At 62.9% G+C, this 26,096-nt stretch carries 26 protein-coding genes and 1 pseudogene; 24 read left to right on the forward strand and 3 right to left on the reverse strand.

Annotated features, from left to right (window positions below):
* Positions 1–321 precede the first annotated feature (321 nt).
* The 17 genes from QKE30_RS04645 (at position 322) to rplQ (ending at position 12,250) form a co-directional block, all read left to right on the forward strand.
* Positions 322–705 carry a hypothetical protein gene (locus tag QKE30_RS04645; RefSeq protein WP_347934225.1) on the forward strand — a complete coding sequence of 128 codons (384 nt, stop codon included), beginning with the start codon at positions 322–324 and terminating at the stop codon, positions 703–705.
* Positions 706–1,064: 359 nt separating this feature from the next.
* Positions 1,065–1,463: a 30S ribosomal protein S8 gene (gene rpsH, locus QKE30_RS04650; RefSeq protein WP_011274137.1), complete on the forward strand. Its 399-nt coding sequence runs from the start codon at positions 1,065–1,067 to the stop codon at positions 1,461–1,463.
* 18 nt (positions 1,464–1,481) lie between these two features.
* Positions 1,482–2,018, forward strand: coding sequence for a 50S ribosomal protein L6 (gene rplF / locus QKE30_RS04655; protein ID WP_011274136.1), 537 nt, complete (start codon positions 1,482–1,484; stop codon positions 2,016–2,018).
* The gene (rplR, locus tag QKE30_RS04660) at positions 2,018–2,422 is read left to right on the forward strand and encodes a 50S ribosomal protein L18 (protein ID WP_011274135.1); all 405 of its coding nucleotides are present in this window, start codon (positions 2,018–2,020) and stop codon (positions 2,420–2,422) included. Before rplF ends, rplR begins: the two co-directional genes overlap by 1 nt.
* Positions 2,423–2,462: 40 nt before the next feature.
* The gene (rpsE, locus tag QKE30_RS04665) at positions 2,463–3,104 is read left to right on the forward strand and encodes a 30S ribosomal protein S5 (protein ID WP_035003035.1); all 642 of its coding nucleotides are present in this window, start codon (positions 2,463–2,465) and stop codon (positions 3,102–3,104) included.
* A 3-nt stretch (positions 3,105–3,107) separates the two neighbouring features.
* On the forward strand, positions 3,108–3,293 hold the full coding sequence (rpmD, locus tag QKE30_RS04670) for a 50S ribosomal protein L30 (RefSeq protein WP_011274133.1): 186 nt from the start codon (positions 3,108–3,110) through the stop codon (positions 3,291–3,293).
* A 2-nt stretch (positions 3,294–3,295) separates the two neighbouring features.
* Positions 3,296–3,745, forward strand: a complete 450-nt coding sequence (gene rplO, locus QKE30_RS04675; RefSeq protein ID WP_034984966.1) for a 50S ribosomal protein L15 — start codon at positions 3,296–3,298, stop codon at positions 3,743–3,745.
* Positions 3,746–4,096: 351 nt separating this feature from the next.
* Complete coding sequence (secY, locus tag QKE30_RS04680) at positions 4,097–5,431, forward strand: preprotein translocase subunit SecY (protein WP_269943980.1); 1,335 nt, start codon at positions 4,097–4,099, stop codon at positions 5,429–5,431.
* Positions 5,428–5,973 (forward strand): adenylate kinase, encoded by a 546-nt coding sequence (locus QKE30_RS04685; protein WP_239387322.1) that lies wholly within the window; start codon positions 5,428–5,430, stop codon positions 5,971–5,973. Before secY ends, QKE30_RS04685 begins: the two co-directional genes overlap by 4 nt.
* A gap of 136 nt (positions 5,974–6,109) precedes the next feature.
* Complete coding sequence (gene map / locus QKE30_RS04690) at positions 6,110–6,904, forward strand: type I methionyl aminopeptidase (RefSeq protein WP_035003037.1); 795 nt, start codon at positions 6,110–6,112, stop codon at positions 6,902–6,904.
* A 250-nt stretch (positions 6,905–7,154) separates the two neighbouring features.
* The gene (locus tag QKE30_RS04695; protein WP_347934226.1) at positions 7,155–8,348 is read left to right on the forward strand and encodes a dicarboxylate/amino acid:cation symporter; all 1,194 of its coding nucleotides are present in this window, start codon (positions 7,155–7,157) and stop codon (positions 8,346–8,348) included.
* 250 nt (positions 8,349–8,598) lie between these two features.
* Positions 8,599–8,817 (forward strand): translation initiation factor IF-1, encoded by a 219-nt coding sequence (infA, locus tag QKE30_RS04700; protein WP_003854422.1) that lies wholly within the window; start codon positions 8,599–8,601, stop codon positions 8,815–8,817.
* Between the two features lie 247 nt (positions 8,818–9,064).
* Entirely contained in the window at positions 9,065–9,433 is a 369-nt protein-coding gene (gene rpsM / locus QKE30_RS04705) for a 30S ribosomal protein S13 (RefSeq protein ID WP_005291872.1), read from the forward strand.
* Positions 9,434–9,436: 3 nt separating this feature from the next.
* Positions 9,437–9,841: a 30S ribosomal protein S11 gene (rpsK, locus tag QKE30_RS04710; RefSeq protein ID WP_005291870.1), complete on the forward strand. Its 405-nt coding sequence runs from the start codon at positions 9,437–9,439 to the stop codon at positions 9,839–9,841.
* 26 nt (positions 9,842–9,867) lie between these two features.
* On the forward strand, positions 9,868–10,473 hold the full coding sequence (gene rpsD, locus QKE30_RS04715; protein ID WP_005291869.1) for a 30S ribosomal protein S4: 606 nt from the start codon (positions 9,868–9,870) through the stop codon (positions 10,471–10,473).
* Positions 10,474–10,617: 144 nt separating this feature from the next.
* The gene (locus QKE30_RS04720) at positions 10,618–11,631 is read left to right on the forward strand and encodes a DNA-directed RNA polymerase subunit alpha (protein ID WP_239199108.1); all 1,014 of its coding nucleotides are present in this window, start codon (positions 10,618–10,620) and stop codon (positions 11,629–11,631) included.
* Between the two features lie 55 nt (positions 11,632–11,686).
* The gene (gene rplQ / locus QKE30_RS04725) at positions 11,687–12,250 is read left to right on the forward strand and encodes a 50S ribosomal protein L17 (protein ID WP_347934227.1); all 564 of its coding nucleotides are present in this window, start codon (positions 11,687–11,689) and stop codon (positions 12,248–12,250) included.
* 166 nt (positions 12,251–12,416) lie between these two features.
* On the opposite strand, the gene QKE30_RS04730 is transcribed toward rplQ, so the two are convergent.
* Positions 12,417–13,031, reverse strand: a complete 615-nt coding sequence (locus QKE30_RS04730) for a cation transporter (protein ID WP_239199114.1) — start codon at positions 13,029–13,031, stop codon at positions 12,417–12,419.
* 93 nt (positions 13,032–13,124) lie between these two features.
* Here QKE30_RS04730 and truA point away from each other — a divergent pair, with 93 nt between their 5' ends.
* The gene (gene truA, locus QKE30_RS04735) at positions 13,125–14,150 is read left to right on the forward strand and encodes a tRNA pseudouridine(38-40) synthase TruA (protein ID WP_347934268.1); all 1,026 of its coding nucleotides are present in this window, start codon (positions 13,125–13,127) and stop codon (positions 14,148–14,150) included.
* Between the two features lie 1,287 nt (positions 14,151–15,437).
* Positions 15,438–16,733 carry a type VII secretion protein EccB gene (gene eccB / locus QKE30_RS04740; protein WP_347934228.1) on the forward strand — a complete coding sequence of 432 codons (1,296 nt, stop codon included), beginning with the start codon at positions 15,438–15,440 and terminating at the stop codon, positions 16,731–16,733.
* Positions 16,734–16,951: 218 nt separating this feature from the next.
* Here the strand turns inward: eccB and QKE30_RS04745 are convergent.
* Positions 16,952–17,815 (reverse strand): annotated as a pseudogene (locus tag QKE30_RS04745) (S8 family serine peptidase); the annotation flags it as partial.
* Positions 17,815–18,966 (reverse strand): EsaB/YukD family protein, encoded by a 1,152-nt coding sequence (locus QKE30_RS04750; RefSeq protein WP_347934229.1) that lies wholly within the window; start codon positions 18,964–18,966, stop codon positions 17,815–17,817. The gene QKE30_RS04750 and the pseudogene QKE30_RS04745, both read right to left, overlap by 1 nt.
* 231 nt (positions 18,967–19,197) lie before the next feature.
* Here QKE30_RS04750 and QKE30_RS04755 point away from each other — a divergent pair, with 231 nt between their 5' ends.
* From QKE30_RS04755 to QKE30_RS04775, 5 genes are all read left to right on the forward strand, one after another.
* Entirely contained in the window at positions 19,198–22,374 is a 3,177-nt protein-coding gene (locus QKE30_RS04755; RefSeq protein ID WP_347934230.1) for an FtsK/SpoIIIE domain-containing protein, read from the forward strand.
* 53 nt (positions 22,375–22,427) lie between these two features.
* Positions 22,428–23,756 carry a type VII secretion-associated protein gene (locus QKE30_RS04760; protein ID WP_347934231.1) on the forward strand — a complete coding sequence of 443 codons (1,329 nt, stop codon included), beginning with the start codon at positions 22,428–22,430 and terminating at the stop codon, positions 23,754–23,756.
* Positions 23,757–23,906: 150 nt separating this feature from the next.
* A complete protein-coding gene (locus QKE30_RS04765) occupies positions 23,907–24,194 on the forward strand; it encodes a WXG100 family type VII secretion target (RefSeq protein WP_035003052.1) in 288 nt (95 codons plus the stop codon).
* 60 nt (positions 24,195–24,254) lie between these two features.
* Complete coding sequence (locus QKE30_RS04770; RefSeq protein ID WP_034984950.1) at positions 24,255–24,536, forward strand: WXG100 family type VII secretion target; 282 nt, start codon at positions 24,255–24,257, stop codon at positions 24,534–24,536.
* 384 nt (positions 24,537–24,920) lie between these two features.
* Entirely contained in the window at positions 24,921–25,856 is a 936-nt protein-coding gene (locus QKE30_RS04775) for a PRC and DUF2382 domain-containing protein (protein ID WP_035003054.1), read from the forward strand.
* The last annotated feature ends 240 nt before the right edge of the window (positions 25,857–26,096 follow it).

The following is a 26,096-nucleotide window of genomic DNA, read 5'->3' on the forward strand; positions in this document are numbered from 1 at the left end:
CAAAAGTGTGACATAACTCATGTAACGAACGAAACCCGCAGGTGGGAAGTCTTAAAGCCTCTGTCTCGACGCTAATGTAGCACAAATGCTACACACAGTTTCTACTCATTTTTCACCGCTTGACAAACCACTCAAACCCCGCATGCCACCGTTTTAATCGCCACTCAAGCCCTGCATGCAGCCACCGTTGCAGGCGTCGGCCTGTACTTTTGAGCTATGCATCCACACGGCGCCCCACATCCAGCGCACTCTCACTCCACTGGTCCGCACCACACCGCCCTTAACTGGAACGGCCTCGAGACCTTTCAGTCCTTCGACTCTATGAGTCTCGCCGCCCTCTGCGGTGGCCGCGCGCACATGACCATGGTTGCGGTCCAACAACTCCTCCGCGAAGGTGACCTAAAGGTCGGAACCCTTGCCGACAAGCTCGGCCCGATCGCTCGGCGCCTACCGTCCTCGGCCAAGAACAGCCTTTCCGTCTTGCTCCCCGTCGAGCCCATTCGCGCTAACCAGCCGTATCAACGCGCGGTTCTGCGCCGCACCAAGGGCCGCCTTTACTTTTTCGGTCGCCGGCGGTTGTCGAAGGCGGTTGATTCTTTTGTGACGCCCCTTGCCTCCGCCGGTCTTGTTCACCGACCGAAGCGCCTACGCATCCGCGGGATTGGAGACTGCCGGGATCCCCAGCTCACGGGAGTGGTCGGGTAAGCGCGCGGGCCTTTTGGGTTCGGTCGTGACTGGGACTGGCCTACTCCTGATCTGCTGGATTTCTGGCCCTAGGGGCGTCACAAAACAAGAAAAACAGCGATTTGGGGAAACCCGCAGGTGATTGCTAGAGTTATCAGGTCTTGCGTTGCCCCATGCCCAAAACCGGGTTGGCAGCGTGAGCAGTGTAAACATCAAACCACTTTGTTGTAGGCCCCTCGCCCAATAAAGCGGCCGCGCGGACACGGCGGCGAGCACCCCACGTTATTTAGCATGGGGCGCGCTAGTAGCCAGCAAGCGCGCGGTACACGCATCCTGGGTGGGCTGGGAACCGCAATGAGAAAGGCTATAGGTCAAAACTTATGACCATGACTGATCCCATCGCGGACATGCTGTCCCGCGTGCGGAACGCATCCAACGCGTTCCACGAGTCCGTCTCCATGCCTTCCTCCAAGATCAAGGCGAACATCGCCGAGATTCTGAAGGAGGAGGGTTACATCGCTGACTACACCGTCAATGACGCCAAGGTTGGCAAGACACTGGACATCGAGCTGAAGTACGGCCCGTCCCGCGAGCGTTCTATCTCCGGGCTGCGCCGTGTCTCCAAGCCGGGTCTTCGTGTGTACGCAAAGTCCAACGAGCTGCCGCAGGTTCTCGGCGGCCTGGGTGTGGCCATCATTTCCACGTCCCACGGCCTGCTGACCGACCGTGAGGCTCAGAACAAGGGTGTAGGCGGAGAAGTTCTCGCCTACGTCTGGTAACTAGAGGAGGTCTAAACCATGTCTCGTGTTGGCAAGGCACCGGTGGCTGTCCCCTCTGGCGTCACCATCAACATCAACGGCCAGTCTGTCGAGGTCAAGGGTCCGAAGGGCACCCTGAGCCAGGACATTCCGGCCCCGATCACCGTGGCACAGGAAGGCGAGGAGCTCGTCGTTTCCCGCCCGGATGATCACCGCAAGAATCGTTCCCTGCACGGCCTGTCCCGCTCCCTGGTCTTCAACATGATCGAGGGTGTGACCAAGGGCTACACCATCAACATGGAAATCTTCGGTGTTGGCTACCGTGTGCAGCTCAAGGGCAAGAACCTGGAGTTCGCACTGGGCTACTCCCACCCTGTGCTGATTGAGGCACCGGAGGGCATCACCTTCGCCGTGGATGGCAACACCAAGTTCTCCATCGCAGGTATCGACAAGCAGCAGGTCGGACAGATCGCCGCGAACATCCGCCGTCTGCGTAAGGATGATCCTTACAAGGGCAAGGGCATTCGCTACGAGGGCGAGCAGGTCCGTCGCAAGGTCGGAAAGACGGGTAAGTAATGAGCAACACTGCACAAAACGAAAAGCGTCTGCCGGTGGGCAAGGACATTTCCACCCGCCGCCGCACCGCACGCGCACGTCGTCACTTCCGTATCCGCAAGACCCTCTCCGGCACCCCGGAGACCCCGCGTCTGGTAATTCACCGCACCTCTCGCCACATGCACGCACAGGTCATCGACGATGTTGCAGGCCACACCCTGGTCGCAGCATCCACGATGGAAGCCGATGTGCGCGCTATGGAGGGCGACAAGAAGGCTCGCGGTGCGAAGGTTGGCCAGCTGATCGCCGAGCGCGCCAAGGCCGCTGGCATCGAGGCTGTCGTCTTCGACCGTGCGGGCTACAAGTACCACGGCCGCGTCGCCGCTCTGGCTGATGCTGCCCGCGAAGGTGGTCTGAAGTTCTAATGACCAACTCCACGAACAACACCAACGGAAGGAACGCGTGATGTCGGGACGTGAACGTAACGGCGGACGCTCCGCCGAGAACAACGACAAGAACGAGCGCAACGAGCGTAACGGCCGCAACGACCGCGGCGGACGTAACGATCGTCGCAACCAGCAGGATGAGCGCAGCCAGTTCATCGAGCGCGTGGTTACCATCAACCGCGTCTCGAAGGTTGTGAAGGGCGGTCGCCGCTTCAGCTTCACCGCGCTGGTCATCGTCGGCGACGGCCAGGGCATGGTCGGCGTCGGCTACGGCAAGGCTAAGGAAGTCCCTGCCGCCATCCAGAAGGGCGCAGAAGAGGCTCGCAAGAACTTCTTCCGCGTACCGATGATCAACGGCACCATCACCCACCCGGTTCAGGGTGAGGACGCTGCAGGCATCGTCATGATGAAGCCCGCAGCACCCGGTACCGGTGTGATCGCTGGTGGCGCTGTCCGCCCGGTGCTGGAGTGCGCCGGCGTGCAGGACATCCTGTCGAAGTCCCTGGGCTCCGACAACGCCATCAACATTGTCCACGCAACCGTGGCTGGCCTGAAGCAGCTGGTCCGTCCGGAAGAGGTTGCCGCACGCCGTGGCAAGTCCCTGGACGAGGTTGCTCCGGCCGCTATGCTGCGCGCCCGTGCAGCAGGACAGGGGGCATAAGCAATGGCTTTGAAGATCACCCAGGTTAAGGGCTTGGTCGGAACCAAGCCGAAGCAGCGCGATTCCATGCGCTCTCTCGGCCTGAAGCGCATTGGCCAGACGGTCGTCCGCGAGGACAACCCGATCGTCCGCGGCCAGATCAACACTGTGCGCCACATGGTCGAGGTCGAAGAAGTGGCAGGAGAGTAAACATGAGCGATCCAATTAAGCTCCACGACCTCCGCCCCGCTCCGGGCGCCAAGAAGGCCAAGACCCGCGTGGGTCGTGGTGAGGCGTCTAAGGGCAAGACCGCAGGTCGTGGTACCAAGGGCACCAAGGCTCGTAAGCAGGTTTCGGCAGCATTCGAGGGTGGCCAGATGCCACTGCACATGCGCCTGCCTAAGCTGAAGGGCTTCAAGAACCCCGCCAAGGTCACCTACCAGGTGGTAAACGTGTCTGACCTGGAGAAGGCATTCTCCAACGGTGGCGACGTCACCGTTGCAGACATCGTTGCAGCTGGTCTGGCTCGTAAGAACCAGCCGGTGAAGGTTCTGGGTAACGGCGAGATCAGCGTGAAGCTGAACGTCACCGCTAACAAGTTCTCGGGCTCTGCAAAGCAGAAGATCGAGGCTGCCGGTGGCACCGCTACCGAGGCTAAGTAAGTAAGACGGCTAGACGGCTAAAAGACTAGTTGTTCTAGCTCTAGCCGCGCTTAGCTTCTCAAGAATCGCCCCGTCAGTGCATTGTTGCGCTGACGGGGCGTTTTGTTTTATCTATTGACGCCCACATTTCGGCGAGTTCTGATTCCAGGTAGATAGAGCCGGGGTAGTAGCAGGGCAGTGGCGTTTAATTTGTAGTCCGCTATGGGTGGTACAGTATCGTAAGCATTTGTCCTGTCTGCTAACCTGTACAGGTTGCAATTAGTGTCGCCTCTATGCGGGCGTATCTTGAAGTGCAGGTGCGCTGGCCAGTAGATCCCGCACGAAGGTAAGAAACTACACAGGAGGCAAAGTTTGTCCGCCCTCACCTCGGCGTTCAAGAACGCTGATCTTCGCAAGAAGATCTTGTTCACGCTTGCGATGATCATCCTCTATCGCATCGGCGCTCAGATCCCCACCCCAGGGGTGGATTACGGCTCGATCCAGTCGCAGATCTCCGATCTAACCGACAGCTCGGCCATGTACTCGCTGATCAACCTGTTCTCAGGTGGCGCGCTGCTGCAGCTTTCGGTGTTTGCCGTCGGCATCATGCCGTACATTACGGCCTCCATTATCGTGCAGCTGCTGACAGTGGTGATCCCCAAGTTCGAGCAGCTGAAAAAGGAAGGCCAGTCCGGCCAGGCGAAGATGACGGAGTACACCCGTTACCTGACCGTGGCTTTGGCGCTGCTGCAGTCTGCGGGCATCGTGGCACTGGCGGATCGCCGCCAGCTGCTGGGCCAGGGCGTGCAGGTCCTGAAGGATGGTACCGGCGTGTTCGGCCTGGTAGTCATGGTGCTGGTCATGACCTCCGGTGCAGTGCTGCTGATGTGGATGGGTGAGCTGATCACCGACCGCGGTATCGGCAACGGCATGTCGCTGCTGATCTTCGCGGGCATTGCCACCTCTCTGCCGGCGCAGGGCGCCTCCATCCTCTCCGGCTCCGGCGGCTTCGTCTTCGCAGCGGTGCTGGTTGGTGTGCTGATCCTGGTCGTCGGCGTGGTCTTCATCGAGCAGGGCCAGCGCCGCATCCCGGTCCAGTACGCAAAGCGTATGATCGGTCGCCGTCAGTACGGCGAGACCTCCACCTACCTGCCGCTGAAGGTCAACCAGGCCGGCGTTATCCCAGTGATCTTCGCCTCCTCGCTGCTGACCGTCCCGATCCTGATCACTCAGATCATCCAGTCCGGCAACCCGGAGGGCGCGGGCCAGGAGAACTGGTGGAACCAGAATGTCATGACCGTGCTGACGGACCCGGCTGCCTGGCAGTACATCCTGCTGTATGTGGCACTGATCATCTTCTTCTCCTTCTTCTACGTTTCCGTCCAGTACGATCCCTACGATCAGGCGGATAACATGAAGAAGTACGGTGGCTTCATTCCGGGCATCCGCCCGGGCCGCCCGACCGCGGAGTATCTTGGATATGTGATGAACCGTCTGCTGATCGTCGGTTCCATCTACCTGGCGCTCATCGCCGTTCTGCCTAACATCCTCATCAACATGGGTGTGCAGACGGCGCAGGCCGCAGGCCAGGGGCAGATGCCGTTCGGTGGTACCGCCATCCTGATTCTGGTGTCCGTTGCCCTGACCACGATCAAGCAACTCGAATCGCAAGTTATGCAGTCTAACTACGAAGGATTCCTCAAATGAGACTAGTTCTGCTCGGCCCTCCCGGCGCTGGCAAGGGCACCCAAGCATCCCTGCTGTCCGATGCGCTGAAGATCCCGCACATCTCCACTGGCGATCTGTTTCGCGCCAACATCTCCCAGGGCACCGAACTGGGCAAGCAGGCGCAGGAGTACATGGACGCTGGCAAGCTGGTCCCGACCTCCGTCACTGCCGACATGGTCCGCGACCGCCTGAACCAGGAAGATGCCGCCGACGGATTCCTGCTGGACGGCTTCCCCCGCACCATCGAGCAGGCGGAGCTGCTGGAGAAGATGCTGCAGGAGGACGGCCACTCCCTGGACGCAGTCATCAACTACGTAGTCTCCGAAGACGTTGTTGTTGATCGCATGCTGGCCCGCGGCCGCAACGACGACAACGAGGACACGATCCGCACCCGCCTGGAGGTCTACCGTGAGGAGACCGCCCCGCTGATCGACCACTACAAGGACGTTCTGCTGAACATCGACGCGGAGGGCACCGTGGAGGACATCTCCTGCACCACGCTGAACGCGCTGGACAAGTAAACACCCTGTGCAAGAATCGCTGATCCCGCCAGCCGGCCCCACACGGTCCGACCTGGCGGGATTTGTGGTTATTCGCCCCGCGAGGGGGCGTCACTAAGAAAAAACGAGTAAGCAAAGAGAACAGAAGCGAAACCACATGGGCTTTAGGCGAAGGAATAAAAAGATCGCGGCGAAAACCGCCGAGCAGCTGGATGCGATGCAGGCCGCCGGGGAGATCGTCGGGCTGGCGCTGCAGGAGGTTAAGAAGGCTGCGGCGCCGGGAAAGACCACGCTCGACTTGGACCGCGTGGCCGAGCAGGTCATCCGCGACCACGGCGCCACCCCGACTTTCAAGGGCTACGGCGGCTTCCCGGGTTCCATTTGCGCGAGCCCGAACGACATGATCGTCCACGGCATCCCGTCCGCAGATGTGGTGCTGAAGGAAGGCGATCTGATCTCCATCGACTGCGGCGCAACGCTCGACGGATGGGTGGGGGACTCCGCCTGGACCTTCGGCATCGGCGAGATCGCAGACGAGCACGACCGCCTAAACCGCGCGACCGAATGGGTGCTGTACGAGGGGCTGAAGGCGATGGTGCCCGGCAACCGCCTGACGGACGTGTCCTGGGCGCTGGAGAAGGCGACCGAAGCCGCTGCGCGGAAGTTCGACGTGGAGCTGTGGATCGTCGATGGGTACGGCGGCCACGGCATCGGCCGCACCATGCATGAGGATCCGTACCTGGCCAACGAGGGCCGCGGTGGGCGAGGCCCGGAGATCCAGGAGGGCTCTGTGCTGGCCATCGAGCCGATGCTGGCGCTGGGCACGGCGGATTCCTACGTGCTGGACGACGAGTGGTCGGTGCTTACCGATGACGGCAGTTTCTCCTCGCACTGGGAGCACACCGTCGCCGCGACCGCCGACGGCCCGCGGATCCTTACGCCGCGCAAGTAGCTCTTTCTTTCTTGGTGACGCCCCCTGCCGCCCGCCCTGGCCGGTGTGGTGTCGGGGGCGCAGCAGTGTTGGGGATGGCAGGGGAGCGTAGTTGGGGAGAGCCGTAGTAGGGAAGACGGCAGTGGTGAGGGGGCAGCAGGGGTGGGGTTGATGGGCGAACGGCGATTATTGGGGGATCAAGTATTGCGAGTAGGCTAAACATAATCGTTTCTTGAGGACCTACAAGTATGTGCAAAGGGAAAGCGCCAGCATGAATGGATCCCGATTCTTTAATTCGCTGATATTCAAGATCATCGTCGCGATTGTCCTGGGTATCGTCTGCAGCCTCTTCTTCCCCGAGTGGGCAGGCCGCGTGTTCGCGACCTTCAATGGGCTGTTCGCCAATTTCCTGGGATTCTTCGTCCCGGTTCTGATCTTCGCCCTGATCGCCCCAGCTATTGCCAGCCTGGGGCGCGGGGCAGGCAAATGGCTGGGCGTGACCGCCGGCATCGCCTACGTCTCCACCATCGTCTCCGGTCTGATCGCCTATGGCGTGGCGGAAGGGCTTTACCCCTCGCTGCTGGGCAACGAGTCCATGATCGAGGCGAAGGATATTGACGAAGGCGCACTGGCGCCGTTCTTCTCCGTGGAGATGGATCCGCCGCTGGGCGTGATGTCCGCGCTGCTGTTGGCCTTCACCGTGGGTATTGCAATGGCCTCGATGCGCACCGAGGTTCTGTTCAAGGGCGCTGAGGAACTGCGCGAGGTGACCATGAAGGTCATCCAGAGCTTCATCATCCCGCTGCTGCCGTTCTACATCTTTGGCGTGTTCCTGACGATGGGTATGAACGGCAACCTGAAACTAACGCTGTCGCAGTTCGCTAAGGTGCTGATCCTCGCCGTACTGATGACGTGGGTGATCCTGGCGCTGCAATACGTGCTGGCCGGACTTTTCGCGCAGCGCAACCCGTTCACGGCGTTGAAGAACATGCTGCCCGCGTACTTCACCGCACTGGGTACCTCCTCTTCTGCGGCAACCATCCCGGTGACCCTGCAGTGCACCCGCAAGAACGGTGTCTCCCAGTCCGTGGCCGACTTCGTGGTGCCGCTTTGTGCAACGGTGCACCTATCCGGCTCCATGCAGAAGATCGCCCTGTTCGCGTTCTCCATCGTCTACATGACCGGCGTGGACATGACCGCAGGCATGGCCCTGGGCTTCATCTTCCTGCTGGGTGTGATGATGATCGCCGCCCCGGGCGTGCCGGGTGGTGCGATTATGGCGGCCGTGGGTCTGCTGCAGTCCCAGCTGGGCTTCGACGATGGCCAGGTGGCGCTGATGATCGCCGCCTACATCGCCATCGACTCCTTCGGTACCGCATGTAACGTCACCGGCGACGGTGCGATTGCGATGACCGTGAACCGCCTGGCGAAGGGCGAGCTGCGCCGTGAGGAGCAGCCCGCCTAGAGGCGTAGTCCGGGCCGCCGTCAAGGTTAGGCCACTAAGAAAGAAAAGCGCTCGTGTTAGCTCCCGAAGGGGGCTGGCGCGAGCGTTTTGGCATCCGTGCAGGTCGCGTGTATTGTAAGCAGTTGGTGCATGAGGCTTTCGCATCGGTAAGTGCCCTAGGCGACTGCCATGTGGGAGATCTTGAGACTGCACCGTATGTAGCAAAACATCACCCATACCAGCTATCTGAGCTGGGGAAACGTTGGAGGATATGGCAAAAGAAGGCGCCATCGAGGTTGAGGGTCGCATCGTCGAGCCCCTGCCAAACGCGATGTTCCGTGTCGAGCTGGACAACGGCCACAAGGTGTTGGCCCACATTTCCGGCAAGATGCGCCAGCACTACATCCGTATTCTCCCCGAGGATCGGGTTGTCGTGGAGCTGTCTCCCTACGACCTGACCCGTGGGCGTATCGTTTACCGCTACAAGTAAAACGTTAAGCCTCCATACATCCAATCTAGGTAGCAGCGTCGCCGAGGCGGCAGCTACCTGGTCACTACCTCTGGCCGCGGCGGCCGGAGCCCTCCTTCCAACACCCCAATAGTTGGGGTGTTGGTTTCGCACGTTCAAGGCACCTAGTGCCCGAACAGTCTCTTCCGTGACTGTTGGCGAAATACTCGAAGGATCAAAAGGGACGAGTGTGGAGAAAACCGTCGCTAAACCGGAAGGAAAATGCCCTATGGCACGCCTTGCTGGTGTTGACCTGCCACGCGAGAAGCGCATGGAGGTCGCACTGACCTACATCTTCGGAATCGGCCCCGCCCGTTCCAAGGAGCTGCTGGAAAAGACCGGCATCTCCCCTGATCTTCGCTCCAAGGATCTGACCGACGAGCAGCTGTCCGCTCTGCGTGACGTTATCGAGAACACCTGGAAGGTGGAGGGTGACCTCCGCCGCGAGATCCAGGCCGATATTCGCCGCAAGATCGAGATTGGTTCCTACCAGGGCCTGCGCCACCGTCGTGGCCTGCCGGTCCGCGGTCAGCGCACCAAGACCAATGCTCGTACCCGTAAGGGCCCCAAGAAGACGATCGCAGGAAAGAAGAAGTAACCTATGCCTCCGAAGACTCGTTCCGGCGCGCGCCGTACTGGCCGTCGCGTCGTCAAGAAGAATGTGGCCAACGGCCACGCATACATTAAGTCCACCTTTAACAACACCATCGTGTCCATCACGGACCCGAAGGGCGCTGTGATTTCCTGGGCTTCCTCGGGCCACGTCGGCTTCAAGGGCTCCCGTAAGTCCACCCCCTTCGCCGCTCAGATGGCTGCCGAGTCCGCTGCTCGCAAGGCTATGGACCACGGCATGAAGAAGGTTGACGTATTCGTTAAGGGTCCGGGCTCCGGCCGCGAGACCGCTATCCGTTCCCTGTCCACCGCGGGCCTCGAGGTTGGCACCATTGCCGACGTCACCCCGCAGCCGCACAACGGCTGCCGCCCGCCGAAGCGTCGTCGCGTCTAAAGAGAAGAAAGGATTAGGGATAGAAAATGGCTCGTTATACCGGCCCCGTAACCCGTAAGTCCCGTCGCCTCCGCGTCGACCTCGTCGGCGGCGACAACTCCTTCGAGCGTCGCCCCTACCCTCCGGGGCAGGCTGGCCGTGCTCGCATCAAGGAGTCCGAGTACCTCCTGCAGCTGCAGGAGAAGCAGAAGGCGAAGTACACCTACGGCGTTCTGGAGAAGCAGTTCCGCCGCTACTACGCAGAGGCCAACCGTCGCCCGGGCAAGACCGGTGACAACCTGGTCATCCTGCTGGAGTCTCGCCTGGATAACGTTGTCTACCGCGCAGGTCTGGCACGCACCCGCCGCCAGGCTCGCCAGCTGGTTTCCCACGGTCACTTCACCGTGAACGGCAAGAAGGTCAACGTTCCTTCCTTCAAGGTCTCCCAGTACGACATCATCGACGTGCGTGAGAAGTCCCGCTCGATGCTGTGGTTCGAAGAGGCTCAGGAAGCCCTGGTCGATACGATCGTTCCTGCTTGGCTGCAGGTCGTACCGTCCACTCTGCGCATCCTCGTGCACCAGCTGCCCGAGCGCGCTCAGATCGACATTCCGCTGCAGGAACAGCTGATCGTCGAGCTCTACTCGAAGTAAACCTGACGAACCTATTCGTTAGAATTACTTCGGATAGAACACCAAACGCGGTTTTCTACCGTCCGCACCGTCTACCAAACCTGGTGGCGGTAGTCCCCCTAACGGCGTCATATAGCGGTCGCCGAAAAAGGAGAAGCTTAAACAATGCTCATTTCACAGCGCCCCGCGCTCACGGAAGAGTTCATCGACGATTCCCGCTCCCGGTTCGTCATTGAGCCGCTGGAGCCGGGCTTCGGCTACACACTGGGTAACTCCCTGCGCCGGACCCTGCTGTCGTCCATCCCGGGCGCGGCAGTGACCTCCCTGCGCATCGAGGGTGTGCTCCACGAGTTCACCACCATCCCGGGCGTGAAGGAAGATGTTTCCGACATCATCCTGAACATCAAGTCCCTGGTTCTGTCCAGCGACTCCGACGAGCCCGTCTCGATGTTCATCCGCAAGGAAGGCCCGGGCGAGGTTACCGGCGCCGACGTTGAGGTTCCGGCTGGCGTGGAGGTCCACAACCAGGACCTGCACATCGCCACCCTGAACGAGCAGGGCAAGCTGGAAATCGAGATGACTGTCGAGCGTGGCCGCGGCTACGTTCCGGCTGCTGCAGCTTCTTCTGAGATCGGACGCATCCCGGTCGACCAGATCTACTCCCCGGTTCTGAAGGTCAGCTACAAGGTCGAGGCAACCCGTGTGGAACAGCGCACGGACTTCGACAAGCTGATTCTGGACGTGGAGACGAAGAACTCCATCACCGCCCGTGATGCCATGGCATCCGCAGGTAAGACCCTGGTGGAGCTGTTCGGTCTGGCCCAGGAGCTGAACTACGAAGCAGAGGGGATCGAGATTGGCCCGTCGCCGCAGGAGAGCGAGCACATCGCTGCCTACAGCATGCCGATCGAGGACCTGAACTTCTCCGTCCGCTCCTACAACTGCCTGAAGCGTGAAGAGATTCACACCGTCGGCGAGCTGGCTGCACGCACGGAGTCCGACCTGCTGGACATCCGTAACTTCGGCCAGAAGTCCATCAACGAGGTCAAGGTCAAGCTGGCTGGCTTGGGCCTGGGCCTGAAGGACGCTCCGGAGGGCTTCGATATCACCGATATCGAAGGCTACGACGCAGAGACCGGTGAGTTCATCGACACCGAGGGCGAGGACATCGCGGAATAACCCGGTGGTTAACCGCACGCGCTCACTGATTTAAAGATCCACACGAGGAGAACTAATGCCTACCCCAAAGAAGGGCGCCCGCCTGGGCGGTTCTGCTTCCCACCAGAAGAAGATCCTGTCCAACCTCGCTGCTCAGCTGTTTGAGCACGGCGCCATCAAGACCACGGACGCAAAGGCTAAGCTGCTGCGCCCCTACGTCGAGAAGATCATCACCAAGGCCAAGCGCGGCACCCTGGCGGACCGCCGCAACGTGCTGAAGCTCATCCCGAACAAGGAAGTTGTTGCTTACCTGTTCAACGAGCTGGCTCCGAAGTTCGAAGGCCGTCCGGGTGGCTACACCCGCATCATCAAGCTGGAGAACCGCAAGGGCGACAACGCTCCGATCTCCCAGATCTCCCTGGTGACGGAGCCGCTGGCCTCCACCGAGGCGGAGCGCGCTAACCGCGTTGCTGCTTCCAGGGCCAAGAAGGCTGAGGCCGAGGCTGCTGAGGCTAAGGCTGAAGAGGCTGAGGAGGCCCCGGAGGTTGAGGCTGACACCGCAACCGACAAGGCCGCTGAGGCTGAGGCTGCCGAGGCTGCCGACGAGGCTAAGGCTGAAGAGGCTGCTGAGGACAAGTAAGTCCGGCGCTCTCGCCTAGCTTTCGCTCTGGCTTAGCTTTCGCTTTCGCCTAGCTTTGAGGCGGGTCACGGTTACCCAATCGGGTAGCTCGTGGCCCGCCTTTTGTTGCTTATTGGTTGTTTACTTATTGACGCCACCCACCCCCGCCGTAGACCGTCCCAGTCGCCTAGTCCATCTCCAGCTCCGGCTCTTCCGCTCGAGCCTGCTCAAAGACCTCCTTTGCCGCCGAGAGGTTAATCAGACCGATGACCACGCCGACCACAATGTCCGGCCACGCGCTAGCCCAGAACATCATCACCACACCGGCGCCTAGGATCAGCACATTAGCCGCCGCATCATTCCGCGCGGCCAGCCAAGCACCCTGCACCAACGCACTATCTGCCCCGCGTAGTCGCAGCAAAAGCACTGCACAGACGAGGTTAATCACCAGAGCTCCGATGGCCGTCACGCTCAGAGTCACGGGCTCCGGGGGAGTGCCCGTCACAACCTTCCACGCGGCCGTGCCGAACGCTGCGAAAGCCGGAATCAGAATCAACCCCGCCAGGGCATAGCTGGCCTTCCGGCGGCTGGCGACCGACCACCCCAGGGCGGTGAGCACCAGAACGTTGATGAGGGTGTCTTCGAGGAAGTCTGCGGCGTCCGCAAAAAGGGCGGCGGAGCCGATGAGCAGAGCGATCGTCACCTCAACGACGAAGCCAAGGCCATTAAGGGCAGCGACCCACGCGACTAGGCGGCGGGCGCGCGAATCGAGGGTGGAGGCGGAGAATTCGTTGTCTTGCACGCAGACTAGACTAAGGCGCGCACAGTGCCCATGGCGAATGCAGCAGTTCAGCAGCAGCTAGCCGAACGTCCATCCGAAGGAGGCGCCCCGCCCATGCCCGATACCCCGCAGGTTCCGCAGGCCGACCCGGCCGGTCAGGCTGACCAGCCCAACCAAGCCGCCAAGCTGGTGCGCGTGCGCCTTGATGTTGCCTACGACGGCACGGACTTCCACGGCTGGGCCACTCAGTCCGGGGGCTTGCGCACGGTCGCGGGAGTGCTGCAGGAGAAGCTCTCACTGGTCACGCGCCATCCCATTGAGCTGGTCGTCGCCGGGCGAACTGACGCGGGAGTGCATGCCAGCGGCCAGGTCTGCCACGCGGACATCCCGGTAGATGCCTTCGAGCAGCGCTCGCTGACTCGCCCGGAGGATCTGGTGCGGCGCTTGTCCCGCATGTTGCCTGCGGACGTGCGGTTGCACGGGGCGAGTGTTGCTCCGCAGGGTTTTGACGCCCGCTTCTCCGCGCTGCGCCGGCACTACATCTATCGTGTGACGACTCACCCGGCCGGGCCTGTGCCGGTGCGGGCGCGGGATACGGCAGCGTGGCGCCACCCGATTGATCTGGAGAAGACTCAGGCGGCCTCCGACGCGCTGATCGGTTTGAACGACTTCGCCGCCTTTTGCAAGGCCCGCGAGGGTGCCACGACAGTTCGCGAGCTGCAGGAGTTCCGCTGGGTGGACGTCTCCACGGAGGCGGAACCGCAGACTTACGAGGCGCACGTGACGGCGGATGCTTTCTGCTGGTCGATGGTGCGATCCCTGGTGGGGGCGGCCCTGACGGTCGGATCGGGCAAGCGACCGGAGGATTTCACTCCGGGGCTGTTGAAGGAGACGAAGCGCAGTTCGGCCGTGCCGGTCGCGCCCGCAGAGGGGCTGAACCTGGTGCGGGTGGATTACCCGGCCGACGAGGAGCTGGCGGAACGTGCGCTGACGACCCGCGCCAAGCGCTCGCCGGTCGGGAGTGGGAGTGGCTCGGCGGACGCAGACGCAGTAGATGCGGAGCCAGCCGCCGGGCCAGATACCGCGCCGGATGCAGAGCCAGCCACGGAGCCAGATGCAGAGCCGGGCACTGCCCCGTGAGGGAAGCGGTGCTTGTGAGCATTCGACCTCGCGCGGCGGGGCCTTGCGCGCCTTGAACGAGCGGGCGCGGGAGTGGCCGCGGCCGCCGCCGGAGCTGTAGCCACAGCGGCAACCGGCGCGTTCTGTGGAACCGGCTGCGGCGCAGGTTTCGGCGCTGGCTTCGGCGCGGGCGCCGAGACGGCGAAGAAGTTGAAGTACTCCCGGTGTTCACCGTGAGCCAGGATGGTGCCCGTGCCAACCGGCGGAACCGCGATATACACATCCACTGTAGGGTGCCCCAACAGTTGCAGGCGCTCGCGCCCCTGGGCGAGCACGTCCTCCGCAGCGGCGAAGCCAACACTCCCATGACGTGAACCGCGCAAGGCTGCAGGAATCTCCACGAGCAGCACCCGAGTTTTCGTGTCCTCTTTGCTTGAAGCTGGATCTGTCGGATCCGCCGGACCCAGCTGTTCCGCCATACCCGACGCATTCGGCACGTGCGCTGCGTCCCTTGGGGCGGTTGCCCCGCCAACACCACCGCTAAACCTGCGCAGCTCGAAGAGCTCCTCCGGCCAGTTCATCGACCCCTCCAGCGCGCGCAGTTGCGCACTCGTTCCAAACACCGCAAAGGTCGCGCCGGGGATGGGGTGCACCAGCATGGGTTCGCCGGCATCGGTCAGCCCGATAAACCAGCCCGGCGCAGCCGGAACGCTCAACTGGTCCGCCAAGCCGGATACCTCCGCGCCCACCGGCGGAGCCTCCGCGGGCAGAGCCCACACCCCGCACCCGCTGGCGGCAAAAGGCATCCGCGCCGCCGCGTGCTCCGGCACGCCCACCAGCGTGGCAGAGGCATCCCCCAACCAGCCACGCCCGAAAGGCTTGGTGGGGACGGTAGCGGTGGAGAGGGTGGCGTCCATAAGAGAAAGACCTAAACCACCGGCCAACCGGTCGCCAGAAATCCGCCGTGACGACGGCTCGCCCCACAACCTGTCGTGCACGCAGAGCAGCCGGAACCAGCGCGTGCCCTGACCCGTGGTGGCGCGGCTGCGAGCGAAGGCGAACCAGCCCGCCACGATGCACCCGATCGCCACCAAACCGCATAAAACCCATGCCCACCAGGCGGTATGCCTAGCGTCAGAAGTCTCGGCAGCAAAAAGTGCCACTGAACCCATTATTCCCATCCCCCAAAGTATGAAATTCCCCCGAAGGCGAAGTTCGCCTCGCGCCAGCAATTCAACCATGAAATACTTGAGCGCGCTAGCGGGGGCTAGAAACAACAAAAACAACAAAGGGGGGAGCGCAGTAACCATGCGCACAACGGGGATACAAGTATCTGGATTTAACTTTCTGCTGCGCAGGCTCGAGCTCGCGCTGGTCATTGGGGACCCGCGGATGGCCCACGATCCACTGCGCAGCCAGCGGCGGGCGCTGGTCGTCGGCGTGCTGCTGAGCCTGCTGATCGCCGGTGGTGCGGTGATGCTGGGGCTACTGCGTCCGCAGCCGAGCTTGGATGGAGCCGACCTGGTGGCCGATGAAACCGGCACGCTGCACCTGCGCCTGGAGGATTCCTACCATCCGATTACGAACGTCGCCTCCGCGCGGCTGATTCTGCAGCAGCCCGTCGAGGTGCAGAAAACCACTGCTGAGCAGCTATCCCAAGTTCCGTTGGGCCAGCCGATCGGTATTCCGCAGGTGCCGGCGCTTTCTGCCGCGCCGGACCGCGAGTGGTTGTACTGCGACCGTGCGGACGGTGGCGTGGGCACGGTCGTGGCCGTCGAGCACATCAAGGCGCATCGCCACGCTCTGCTGGCTGCGCCTTCGGGTTATTGGCTTATTGACGCCACCACTCGCACCCGCATAACCCCAGATGCAGCCCGGGCTTTCGGCACGGAGGCGGTGCCCGCCAGCGATGGGTTGGTCCAACAGTTCCGCCGCAGCCCCGACATCGCCATGCCGACGGGGAAGACGAAGATGCCCACGCCTTTCGACGTGGCGGGCAGGGTAATCACTTCTGGCGACCGGGCGTTTCTGGTGGACCGAGCGGGCGTGGGGGAGGTCAAAGGTTCGCGGCGCGACTTTGCTTTGGCCAGCAGCCCCGTGCCGCCGGTGGAAGCCCCGCTGGCGGATGTGATGCGCCAGCCGAGCGTGGACGTGTTGGCGGGAATCCCGGAGTTCGACGGCGAGCAGCCCGTGACCTGGGCGCAGCCGCAGATGGTGTGCGCGGGGCCGCAAGGGTTGGCGGAGCCGGAGGATGGCGCCGCAGCTGGCAGCGGCGCAGGGAAGGATGGCACAGGCGCGGACTCAGCCGGAATCAGCGCCGTGCTGGCTGCCGACGAACCAACCGCCTTTTACGGCCCGCGGGGCACGTCGGCGCTGAAGACGGAGCGCGGATACGTGCTGGTCAGTGATAACGGAGTGCGCTACTCCGTGGGCAGCCAGACCGAGCTGCGCGCCCTGGGGTTCACCGCGGAACAGGAGGTTCAGTTCGCCCGCGTGGCCTCGCTGCCAGACGGCGGCCTGCTGTCTGCGGAGAAAGCCCGGCAGACGACCGTGGCGATGATGCCTAGCGCCAGCACGAGGGAGAGCACGACCGGCACGGAATAGTCGGCGGCCCCCGGCTGGTGAGGCTGGGTGCTGACGGTCTGCAGCTCGTAGTGTGCGCCGGTCGAGCCATCGCTGCCAATGCTGCCATTGTTGCCGTCGCTGCCGTTGTCGCCAACGCGGATCCGCGCATCCCGCAGGTCGAGCGCCTTATCCACGGCCGCGGCGGGATTCACAACCAGCATTTGCTTCCCCAATCCCGGTCCGCTCGCGCCGGGAGAGGCTGTGGCGGTCAGCAGCTCGCGGACCTCCTGCACACTAAGGTGCGGGACGATCTGCCAGACTAGCGCCGCTGTCCCGGACACCACCGGCGCGGCGAAACTGGTGCCCTCGAAAGGATCGGGGTTACCGACGATGGTGTGCACCTTCCCGCGCACATCCACCTGCCCTTCGACCGGCCCGCCGGGGGCGAACAGATCCACCCAGTGCGTCGGCGCGCTGTACTGCGCGGGCACGCGACCCTGGTCGGCGGAGTTCTCCTTCCCGGCAGCTGGCCCTGCAACTGACCCTGCACCGGCCCCTGCGCCTGCCGCCAGCTCCTGTGCCCGCGGCGCCACCGCGCCCACGGCCAGCACGGAATCCAGGCTGGAAGGAAATGTCGGCGCCCCCTCCGGGCACTGGCCCGTGTTGCCCGTGGAAGCCACCACCAGCACCCCGGCCTTCTCTGCCCGCCCTATGGCCTCCCGCAGTTCCGCCGTATCCTCGCAGGCCACCATCGAAATATTGATGATCTTCACCCGCGCCTTCAGCGCCCGGTCGATCGCGCGAACCAGATCCTCCACCGTGCCCTCAGCACGGGAGGCAACCGCGTTATGCCTAAACGAATGCACCTTTGCCTCCGGCGCTATTGCCCGCAACACGCTGGTCACCACGGACCCGTGCAGCACGCAAAAATCACGGTCTCCCACCACGCCCGGCCCGGCGGAACCCGTATCAACCACAGCCACGTCCACGTCCCGGCCCCGGGACAGGGCGTGCAGCGCTGGGTACGAGGGGGCGTCAATATCCGGCAAAGGCAAGGTACCCGGCGCCGCAACGGTGCCTTCCTGGCAGTTCCCGTGTGGCGAGGAATCCTGAATGATCATCAGCCGATGCCCCGAATCGCCTCGAAGATCCCCGTGGTCTGCAGCGCCAGGGGGATAGCCAGACAGAACGCAACGGCCTCTACCATGTCGATCACCCGCCCCAGCATCGGCGACTGCACGCGCACTGCCGGCAGGCCAACCAGCACCAGGCACGCCGCACCCCAGGGTTCGTGCAGCGCCAGCCACAGAATCGTCGCCGCGGACAGCACCGCCAGCGCCACCGAATGCACCGGCCGGGTGCTGCGCGCGCTCACTCCCAGCACGGCCACCAGCACCAGCAGCGCCGCACGCCACAGGCTCAGCGGTTCACCCCACGGCGCCAACTGGTACACGCACGCGCCCAGCACCGCCACGATGGCCACCACCAGGGCGGAATGCACCTCCACCACCTGGCCCGCACGGGTGGTCGTCGGCTGAGTAAACACACCAGTCGCGGGCACCTTCGGCAACTTAATGCCCGCCAGCCCGATCGCAATCTGCCCCGAGTAAGCCAGCGCGAACATCGCCAGCAGCAGAGTAACCCCCGGCCAGAAGTTCATCGCTGCGAACACCACCCACGTGGCCGTCACGATCCGCGCCGGGCCGCTGCGCCACACCATGAGAGCCGCCACAAAGCATGCACACAGCACATTCACGTGCAGCCCCAGCCCGAAACCGAGGATCGCCGCCAGGTAGGTGAAGTTGCGATGGTGCAGCGAAGCCGCCGCCGTGGCCAGTGCTGCCACTGCGGTTGCCACGATCGTTGCGGTGTCTGCCGAATGGTTGAGGTTAAGGACGCCCCCAGCTCCAACCAGCTGATTATCCAAAGGGTGCCACGCGGGAGTGGCTTGAAGGCTGAACAGCGCAACGATGGCCGCGGCGATCCAGGCAGCAGGGCTGGAGGGGATAGGGCCGGAGAGCTCCTCGACAGCCTCGGCCGGCGGGGCGGGAACGGTGGCGATCTGCAAGGTCAGCGACTCTCCGGGGCGCACCCCTGCCTCCGCCAGAGTGTGCTGGGGCTGAACCTGCCCAACCGCCCGGTGGAGGATCCAGTGTTCCCCCGGCTCCGCATCCACAAGGTGCGGTATGAGCTCCGCGACAGGCACATGGTCGGCGATTGCAGCGTTGATAGTGGTGCCCTTCGCAGGCACGGAAATGCTGAGAGCTAGCACAGTAGAAATCCCCCTGGTGGTGCACGTTTAGGCCGTGCCCGATTGAATCTGCAGCGAGGATCCCCCCTTTGGACCCCGCCGGTGTTTATTACACGGCACAGATAGTAACTCAGGCGAGGCGAGCTCGCTTGCCCTGCGGGTTGTCCGGGGAAGGTTTAGAATCAAAAACCACATCCAGGGGGTTGGATGGGGATTAGTTGGGGACTAGCAGGTAACCGGGGGATTTTTAGCATGCAAACACAGGCGCCGCCGACGCTGCCGAAAGATAAACAACCGTTCATCAGGCTGCTCTTGCCTGCCGTCATGTTGATCGCTGTGGTGGGCATGGTGGCTGCCATGGTGCTCTCCGGGTCGGGGCGCAACCCGATCAGCTTTATTTTTCCGCTGATGATGCTGGGCAGTATGGCGATGATGTTCCAGCCTGGCGCAAACGTGGACGAGACGCGACGTTCGTTCCACCGGCATATCGACGCGCTGAAAGATAGCGTGCAACGTAGCCACGCCGAGCAGCTGCAGGGCATGCTGGCGGCCCATCCGCATCCGCAGGCGCTGTGGACGCACGTGCAGACCGGCACCGACGTGACTGCCGAGCCGGGCGTGGTGCGCATCGGCACCGCCGTGCAGACCCCGGACGATCCGCTAGAGGTGCCGGTGAACGCCCCGCCGGAGGACCTGGAGCCGGTCAGCGCTATGAGCCTGCGGGAGGTCGCGCTGCGCTATGCCACCATCGAAGCCCCGGTGTCCGTGGAACTGGCGAGCTTCCACTGCATCGTGCTGCTCGGCGACGGGGCTGCTGGCCTGGCACGCGCCATGCAGGCGCAACTGGCGATGCAAGACCCGGACATCATCGGAATCACCGGGCCTTTCGAGGAGTGGCTGCCGCATGACGGGCCGCGCAAGGTGCACTTCTGCACGGGCGAGAGCCCCGTGGTTGCCGGCGCGGTGGTTACCGACCCGAGCGAGGAGTGGGTGGAAAACGCCAAAGGTCACGGCCTGTTGCTGCAGGTGGACGATGCCGCCGGCGGGTGCCTGCTGAGCGCCTGGACCGTCGATGGCTGGGTGCCCTTCGGAGTGGCCGACCAGCTCAGTGAGGTGGAGCTGGCGCAGATCTGCCGCGCCAGGTCCACCGTGAAATCCAGCACTTCGCTGCTGGAACTGCCGGGCGGGGACTTGCGCGCACCCATCGGCTTTTCTGGTGCGCCGGTGTACCTGGATATCAAGGAGTCCGCTTTGGGCGGCATCGGCCCGCATGGTCTGTGTGTGGGTGCGACAGGTAGCGGGAAGTCGGAACTGTTGAAAAGCGTAGTGATTAGCTTCGCCCACCAGCACAGCCCGGAGGAGCTGAATTTCGTGCTCGTGGACTTCAAGGGCGGCGCCAGTTTCCTGGGGATGGACCGGTTGCCCCACACTTCTGCGCTGATCACCAACCTGGCTGAGGAGGCGGGGCTGGTCGACCGAATGCAGGATAGTTTGCTGGGGGAGATGCATCGGCGTCAAGAGAAACTCCGCGCCGCAGGGCTGACCACGGCGGCCGAATACAACCGCGTCTACCCGGGGCAGATGCCTGCGTTGTTTATCGTGGTGGACGAGTTCTCCGAGCTGTTGCACGCCCGGCCCGAGTTCGCCGAGGTTTTCGCCGCGATCGGACGGCTGGGGCGCAGCCTGCGGATGCACCTGCTGCTGGCCACGCAGCGCCTGGAGGAAGGACGCCTACGCGGCCTGGAATCCCACCTGAGCTACCGCATCGCCCTGCGCACGTTTTCTGCCTCCGAATCCCGGGCGCTGATCGGCACCACCGAGGCCTACGAGCTGCCCGCAACCCCAGGAGCGGCGATTCTTTCCGCCGGGGACAAAGTGCGCTTCCACTCCGCCTATGTCTCCGGCCCGGAACTGCCCCGCGACCAGCGACTGGTGCGAGTGCTGGGCTCCACCGTGGAGGCGGAGACCACCACCATGCAGATGGTGATTGACCGGCTAGAGGGGCCGAATAAGAACCCGGTGTGGCTGCCGCCGCTGCCGGAAGACCTGCCCGCCAGTGAGGTCATGGAGCCCCGCGCGCCGGGCGTGGCCCGCATCGGACTGGAGGACCTGCCCTTCGAGGGGCTGCAGGTGCCGATGGATGTGGACCTGCGGCGCAAGCATTGGGCGATCGTCGGTCAGCCTCGTACGGGCAAGACCACGGCGGTGCGCAGCCTGGTGTTGGGGTGGGTTCTCAGCTCGCCGGGCTGGCCCGTGTACATCTTCGACCCGGGCGGCGGCCTGCGGGATCTCGCGCGTTTGCCGCAGGTGGCGGCGGTGGTGGGCCCCGACGGGCTGGCTCGCCTGTTCGACGAGATGGAGCAGACGGAAGGCCAGCGCCTGCTGGTTATCGACGGGTTAGACCAGGTGGGGACTGCCAGCGGTGGGGCGGGCGAGGAGGAACAGCGCCTCATCCGCCTGGCCACCACTGGGCTGGAGCGCGGCCTGCACGTGGTGGTCACAGCACTGCGGTGGAACTTCCGACCCTCGCTGCGGGACGTGCTGACCGGCCAGATCGAACTGCGGATGACCCCGCTGGATGCGCACTTCCGCGATGCGCAGAAATCCCTGCCCGACGTGCCTGGCCGGGGTGTGTCGCCCCGCGGCAAGCACGTGCAGTTCGCAAACTCCACCGCGCAGGACGTCGAGCACGTACGGATGGAAAGTGCCCGTCGCGGCGAGACGGAGGTGGCCATGCGGGTGCTGCCGGAGCGCATCGGTTGGAAGGAGCTGGGCGACCCGCAGGCATTCGCTATCGGCGGCCCGCGCCTGGATCCGGTCCGCTGGGATCGGGGTACTTTCCCCCACCTGGTGGCCATTGGCCAGGCGGGCAGCGGTGTGACGACCGCCCTGCGCGCCGTGATGCAATCCGTCGCTGACACCCGCAGCCACACCGGCGAGCCGCCGGAGTTCCTGGTCACGGACACGCGCCGCGGGTTGCTGGGGGTTGCGGGCTACCGCGTGCCGGAGGACTTCCGCGCGGACTTGGCCGAGTGGGTTGCCACGCTACGGGAGCGCATTCCAGGCAGCGACGTGACCCCGCAGCAGCTACGGGAACGCTCCTGGTGGTCCGGGCCGGAGCTATTCGTGGTGGTCGACGATGCGGACGCCGATCCCGGTCTCGACCAGCTGCTTCCCCTGTTGCCGTACGCCGCCGACATTGGCCTGCACCTGGTGCTCGGCCGCCGCTCGGGGCAGTTCGCCCGCGCGGCCTATCAGCCGTTGACGCAGGCCATGCGCGACCAGAGCGCGTGGTTGCTGTTTTCTGCGCCGCGCGAGGATGGACCGATCGCGGGGGTTCGTTTAGTACGACGCCCACAGGGGCGCGCCGCCTATGTGCACAAAGAAACCTGGACGGTGCACGTGGCCGAAATGGCAGAAGAGAACTGAGAACGGTTGAGAGTAACTAGGAACGATTGAGAGTAATGAGCGGGGTGGGGAAAATGAGGGTAGATCAGAAGATTGGAGAAGCCCGGGGACTGCTGGCCGAGGCGCTGGCGCTGCAGGAATCGGGTGTGCTGGTCAGTGGCATGACGGTGACGGATCTGGCCACGGAGTTCGTGGTGACCGGCGATGCCGAGATGCAACGGCCGGGATACTTGCAGTACGAGGGAGCCGATAGCGCAGCGGGGGCCACGGGCACTGCGAGCGCCGCGGGTGCCGTGAGTAGAGCGGACGCAATGGACGACGTGGAGTTCCAGCGTTCCGGGCTGAGCCTCGGCAGGCTCTCTGAACTCTTTGAGATGGTCAGCGAGGTGCTGGAACAAAGGCAGGAACACCCGGAGGCTGCGGCGGTGAACCCGCCGGAGCCTCGCGAGCTGTTCCCCTGGGGCATCGGACTGCGGGAGGTAGACGTTCTCGTCACCGGTTCCTTTGCAGTGCAGGTTGTGCACTATCTGCGGATCATGGGCGTGCGTGCGCGGCTGGTGGATAACGACATGGTGCTGCGGGTGGCCAGCGAGCTCGCGCTGGCACAGCAGGAGCTGGAACACCTCAACCTTGCCGAACCCGTTCGCCTCAGAGAGGTAGACAGCGGGGCGGCAGAGCCCGTAGAGGAAACGGATGAGTGGCAGGAGGTGGAGGAGGGGGCGTCAATAAGAAAGGAAGAAAGAAAAGACAACCGCAGGCTACCCGCGGCGCTGGCCGCCTTGGCGCTGTTTATCGTCGGCGGGCTGGTGGCGACGTTCACGGTGCTCGACTCACAGGCAGCAGAGAACACGGTTAGCGCCGATGGTGCGGGAAGTACAGGAAGCACTGGAATTACTGGAAGTACCGAGAGCACTGCGAGCGTGCAGGGTGACTCGAGTGTCGAGTCGGAGGAACCCGTTGCAGACGAACCCTTCCCCGAGCCGCACAGGAGGGGTGTGACCACGGCCGACCAGAGTTCACGGCGCGCGGACATACCGATCAGCGTGAACGTGGATGGGTGGCACTTGGGTGGTGCAACCCGTGCGCGCGAGGAATATGTCGGCGATGACGAGGGGATGCGCGTGCTGGTGGCGGCCAAGGAGACGCCACTGAAGACGCAGGAGGAGATGGATGCGGCGATGCTCGGCGCACTGAACGATGTGAGCGCGGGCGTCAGCGGGGTGACCGTTGTGTCCACCCAGCCGGTGAGCTACGAAGAGAACTATCCGAGTTCGACGACTCTGTGGCACGTGCGGCTGGTGGACGGGCACCAGATTTCGGTGGGCTGCCAGTACAGGCAGTGGAATGAGCAGCGGGAAAAGGTGTGCCAGGAGTTTGTGGCGACGGCGCGTCCGGAAAAATAGGGGAAAGCATGAAATGTGGGGACTACCGTGAACCTTTTCACAGGACGGCGAGTATAACCCTTACGATGACGCCTTCAACAGGGTTTTCAAGGGGATACCCGGCGGCATGATCGACAAATTGCAGAATCTTCAACAGGGGGATTTTAAAGCATGAGCTTTAAAACAGATGTCAGCACGATGAACCAGGCGGCGAACAACGTCGACCGTGTGAAGGACGAGGTCCAGGGCGAGCTCAGCCGACTGCGAGGTGTTGTGGACGACGTTTCCGGCAGCTGGAAGGGGCAGGCACAGACCTCCTTCCACTCGCTGATGGAGCGCTGGGACGAAAACGCGCGGAAGCTCAACGAGGCACTGCAGAGCATCGCGGACAACATCCGCGCCAACGCAGGCGACTTCGATACCACTGACGTGGACAACGCGGCAGCTTTCAACGCCTAACCCGGGTCCGTTGGACCCACAAGAGATTCATTACAGAATTCATTACAGAAGGGGACAGGAATGATTCAGTACAACTTTGCACAGATCGCCAATGCGGCGGATGACATCAACCGTGGCAACGGCACCATCAACGGTCTGCTGGGAGACCTCAAGCGCGATCTGCAGCCGATGGTTAGCGAGTGGGAGGGCGCGGCCTCCGACAGCTACCAAGCTGCTCAGAAGAAGTGGGATGACTCCGCACAGGAGATCAACGAGGTGCTGGGGCAGATCGCCCGCACCGTCCGCCAGGCAAATGATCGCATGAGTGAAATCAACACCAATGCAGCAAATAGCTGGGCATAAAGCCAGCTAAACAATCTTCTCCCGTCATATTCTCAGGCCCCCTTTGAAATGGAAAAGGGGAGCCTGAGATTTTTCTTTAATTGACGCCTCGCGTTGTGGAATAAGCGGGCGGGTTGCAGTGCTAGAAAACTTGACACAATCGTGATGTTTGCAATGACCTGGGAGAATGGGTGGATAAATCTAGCTTCATGCCTATTGGAAAGCATTTTGGTTGAAGTGTTAATAAAACCATGCGTAGCGTCTTTTGTGTACGGGAAAGACGACAACAATCAGCTACACCACTGCTGTTGTTACACCACTACGTAATTCCCCACTGTTGGTACTCACCAAGCAAGACAAACCCCCGTATTGCGTACCAACAAGGTGAAAGGATTTATTAACAAAATGAGCAACGACATCAAGGATCTTTTCAAGGCAACCGCATACGACAACGCTGGCGACAAGCTGGGCAGCGTCAAGGAAATCTTCGTTGACGACAAGTCCGGCCAGCCCACCTTCGTTGAGGTTAACCACGGCCTGTTCGGCATGAACTCCAGCCTGGTTCCGATGCGCGGCCACAAGTTCGACGGCGAGAACCTGAACCTGGCTTTCGCCAAGGACCGCGTCAAGGACGCGCCGGACTTCGACGCTGACCAGGCTCTGACCCCGGAGCAGCAGAACGAGATCTACCGCCACTACGGCCTTGACAATGTTGAGGACACCACCCGTTACGGCGAGGGCGCTGGCAACCAGGATGCAGGCGCGAAGGATGCAGGCGAGGAGCGCTCCACCCTGGATCGCCACGAGGCTGCCGGTGGTAACACCACTGCTGGCGCTGGCGTGGGTGCTGCAGGCGCAGGTGTTGCTGGTGCAGGCGTTGCAGGTGCGAACGCGGACCAGGCGGGTGCCACCGAGCGCGAAGCTGCTAACACTGACGCCGCCAACCGCGAGGCTGCCGTGAACAATGAGGGCGAGATCATCCGCTCCGAGGAGCGCCTGAATGTTCAGAAGGACAAGGTGCAGACCGGCGAGGCTCGCCTGCGCAAGTACGTAGTCACCGACACCGAGACCGTAGAGGTTCCGGTCACCCGCGAAGAGGTTCGCGTCGAGCGCACTCCGATCTCCGAGGAAGAAGCAGCTAACCTCAAGGGCAACATCGACGAAGCTGGTCAGGAAGCCTCTGTCACCCTGAACGAAGAACGTGTCTCTGTGAACAAGGAGACCGTCCCGGTGGAGAAGGTATCCCTGAACAAGGAGCAGATCACCGAGACCGAGCGTCACACCGAAGAGGTCCGCAAGGAGCAGATCGACTCCAACCTTGACGGCGACGTCCGTAAGTAACAACAAGGACTCAGCGACAGAGCCCCGGCTCGCCCTCCCCAATGGCAGGGGAGAGCTAAAGCCGGGGTTCTTTACTGTGCAACGTTGGCGGCGACCAGCTCGCGCGCCCAGGTAGGCGTTTTGGTCTGCGCGCCAACCTGCACTAAACTCCCAAGGGTTGTGTGCACAGTGCCCGGCCTGCCCGGGCGCATGCATTTCTGCGGGTCCCAACCGGCCGCCGCAGAAGCACTCACGTACTTC

It is taken from the genome of Corynebacterium sp. c24Ua_83 (genome assembly GCF_039907245.1).
GTDB lineage: Bacteria > Actinomycetota > Actinomycetes > Mycobacteriales > Mycobacteriaceae > Corynebacterium.

Excerpts from the sequence above, each read along its gene's own strand:
- rpsD (WP_005291869.1), top strand. The coding sequence starts at position 9,868 with ATGGCTCGTTATACCGGCCCCGTAACCCGTAAGTCCCGTCGCCTCCGC.
- QKE30_RS04685 (WP_239387322.1), top strand. The coding sequence starts at position 5,428 with ATGAGACTAGTTCTGCTCGGCCCTCCCGGCGCTGGCAAGGGCACCCAA.
- QKE30_RS04765 (WP_035003052.1), top strand. The coding sequence starts at position 23,907 with ATGAGCTTTAAAACAGATGTCAGCACGATGAACCAGGCGGCGAACAAC.
- map (WP_035003037.1), top strand. The coding sequence starts at position 6,110 with ATGGGCTTTAGGCGAAGGAATAAAAAGATCGCGGCGAAAACCGCCGAG.
- rpsH (WP_011274137.1), top strand. The coding sequence starts at position 1,065 with ATGACCATGACTGATCCCATCGCGGACATGCTGTCCCGCGTGCGGAAC.
- truA (WP_347934268.1), top strand. The coding sequence starts at position 13,125 with ATGCCCGATACCCCGCAGGTTCCGCAGGCCGACCCGGCCGGTCAGGCT.
- rplF (WP_011274136.1), top strand. The coding sequence starts at position 1,482 with ATGTCTCGTGTTGGCAAGGCACCGGTGGCTGTCCCCTCTGGCGTCACC.
- QKE30_RS04645 (WP_347934225.1), top strand. The coding sequence starts at position 322 with ATGAGTCTCGCCGCCCTCTGCGGTGGCCGCGCGCACATGACCATGGTT.
- QKE30_RS04695 (WP_347934226.1), top strand. The coding sequence starts at position 7,155 with ATGAATGGATCCCGATTCTTTAATTCGCTGATATTCAAGATCATCGTC.
- eccB (WP_347934228.1), top strand. The coding sequence starts at position 15,438 with ATGCGCACAACGGGGATACAAGTATCTGGATTTAACTTTCTGCTGCGC.
- QKE30_RS04775 (WP_035003054.1), top strand. The coding sequence starts at position 24,921 with ATGAGCAACGACATCAAGGATCTTTTCAAGGCAACCGCATACGACAAC.
- rpsM (WP_005291872.1), top strand. The coding sequence starts at position 9,065 with ATGGCACGCCTTGCTGGTGTTGACCTGCCACGCGAGAAGCGCATGGAG.
- infA (WP_003854422.1), top strand. The coding sequence starts at position 8,599 with ATGGCAAAAGAAGGCGCCATCGAGGTTGAGGGTCGCATCGTCGAGCCC.
- rplR (WP_011274135.1), top strand. The coding sequence starts at position 2,018 with ATGAGCAACACTGCACAAAACGAAAAGCGTCTGCCGGTGGGCAAGGAC.
- QKE30_RS04755 (WP_347934230.1), top strand. The coding sequence starts at position 19,198 with ATGCAAACACAGGCGCCGCCGACGCTGCCGAAAGATAAACAACCGTTC.
- rpsK (WP_005291870.1), top strand. The coding sequence starts at position 9,437 with ATGCCTCCGAAGACTCGTTCCGGCGCGCGCCGTACTGGCCGTCGCGTC.
- QKE30_RS04770 (WP_034984950.1), top strand. The coding sequence starts at position 24,255 with ATGATTCAGTACAACTTTGCACAGATCGCCAATGCGGCGGATGACATC.
- QKE30_RS04720 (WP_239199108.1), top strand. The coding sequence starts at position 10,618 with ATGCTCATTTCACAGCGCCCCGCGCTCACGGAAGAGTTCATCGACGAT.
- rplO (WP_034984966.1), top strand. The coding sequence starts at position 3,296 with ATGAGCGATCCAATTAAGCTCCACGACCTCCGCCCCGCTCCGGGCGCC.
- rpsE (WP_035003035.1), top strand. The coding sequence starts at position 2,463 with ATGTCGGGACGTGAACGTAACGGCGGACGCTCCGCCGAGAACAACGAC.
- rpmD (WP_011274133.1), top strand. The coding sequence starts at position 3,108 with ATGGCTTTGAAGATCACCCAGGTTAAGGGCTTGGTCGGAACCAAGCCG.
- QKE30_RS04760 (WP_347934231.1), top strand. The coding sequence starts at position 22,428 with ATGAGGGTAGATCAGAAGATTGGAGAAGCCCGGGGACTGCTGGCCGAG.
- rplQ (WP_347934227.1), top strand. The coding sequence starts at position 11,687 with ATGCCTACCCCAAAGAAGGGCGCCCGCCTGGGCGGTTCTGCTTCCCAC.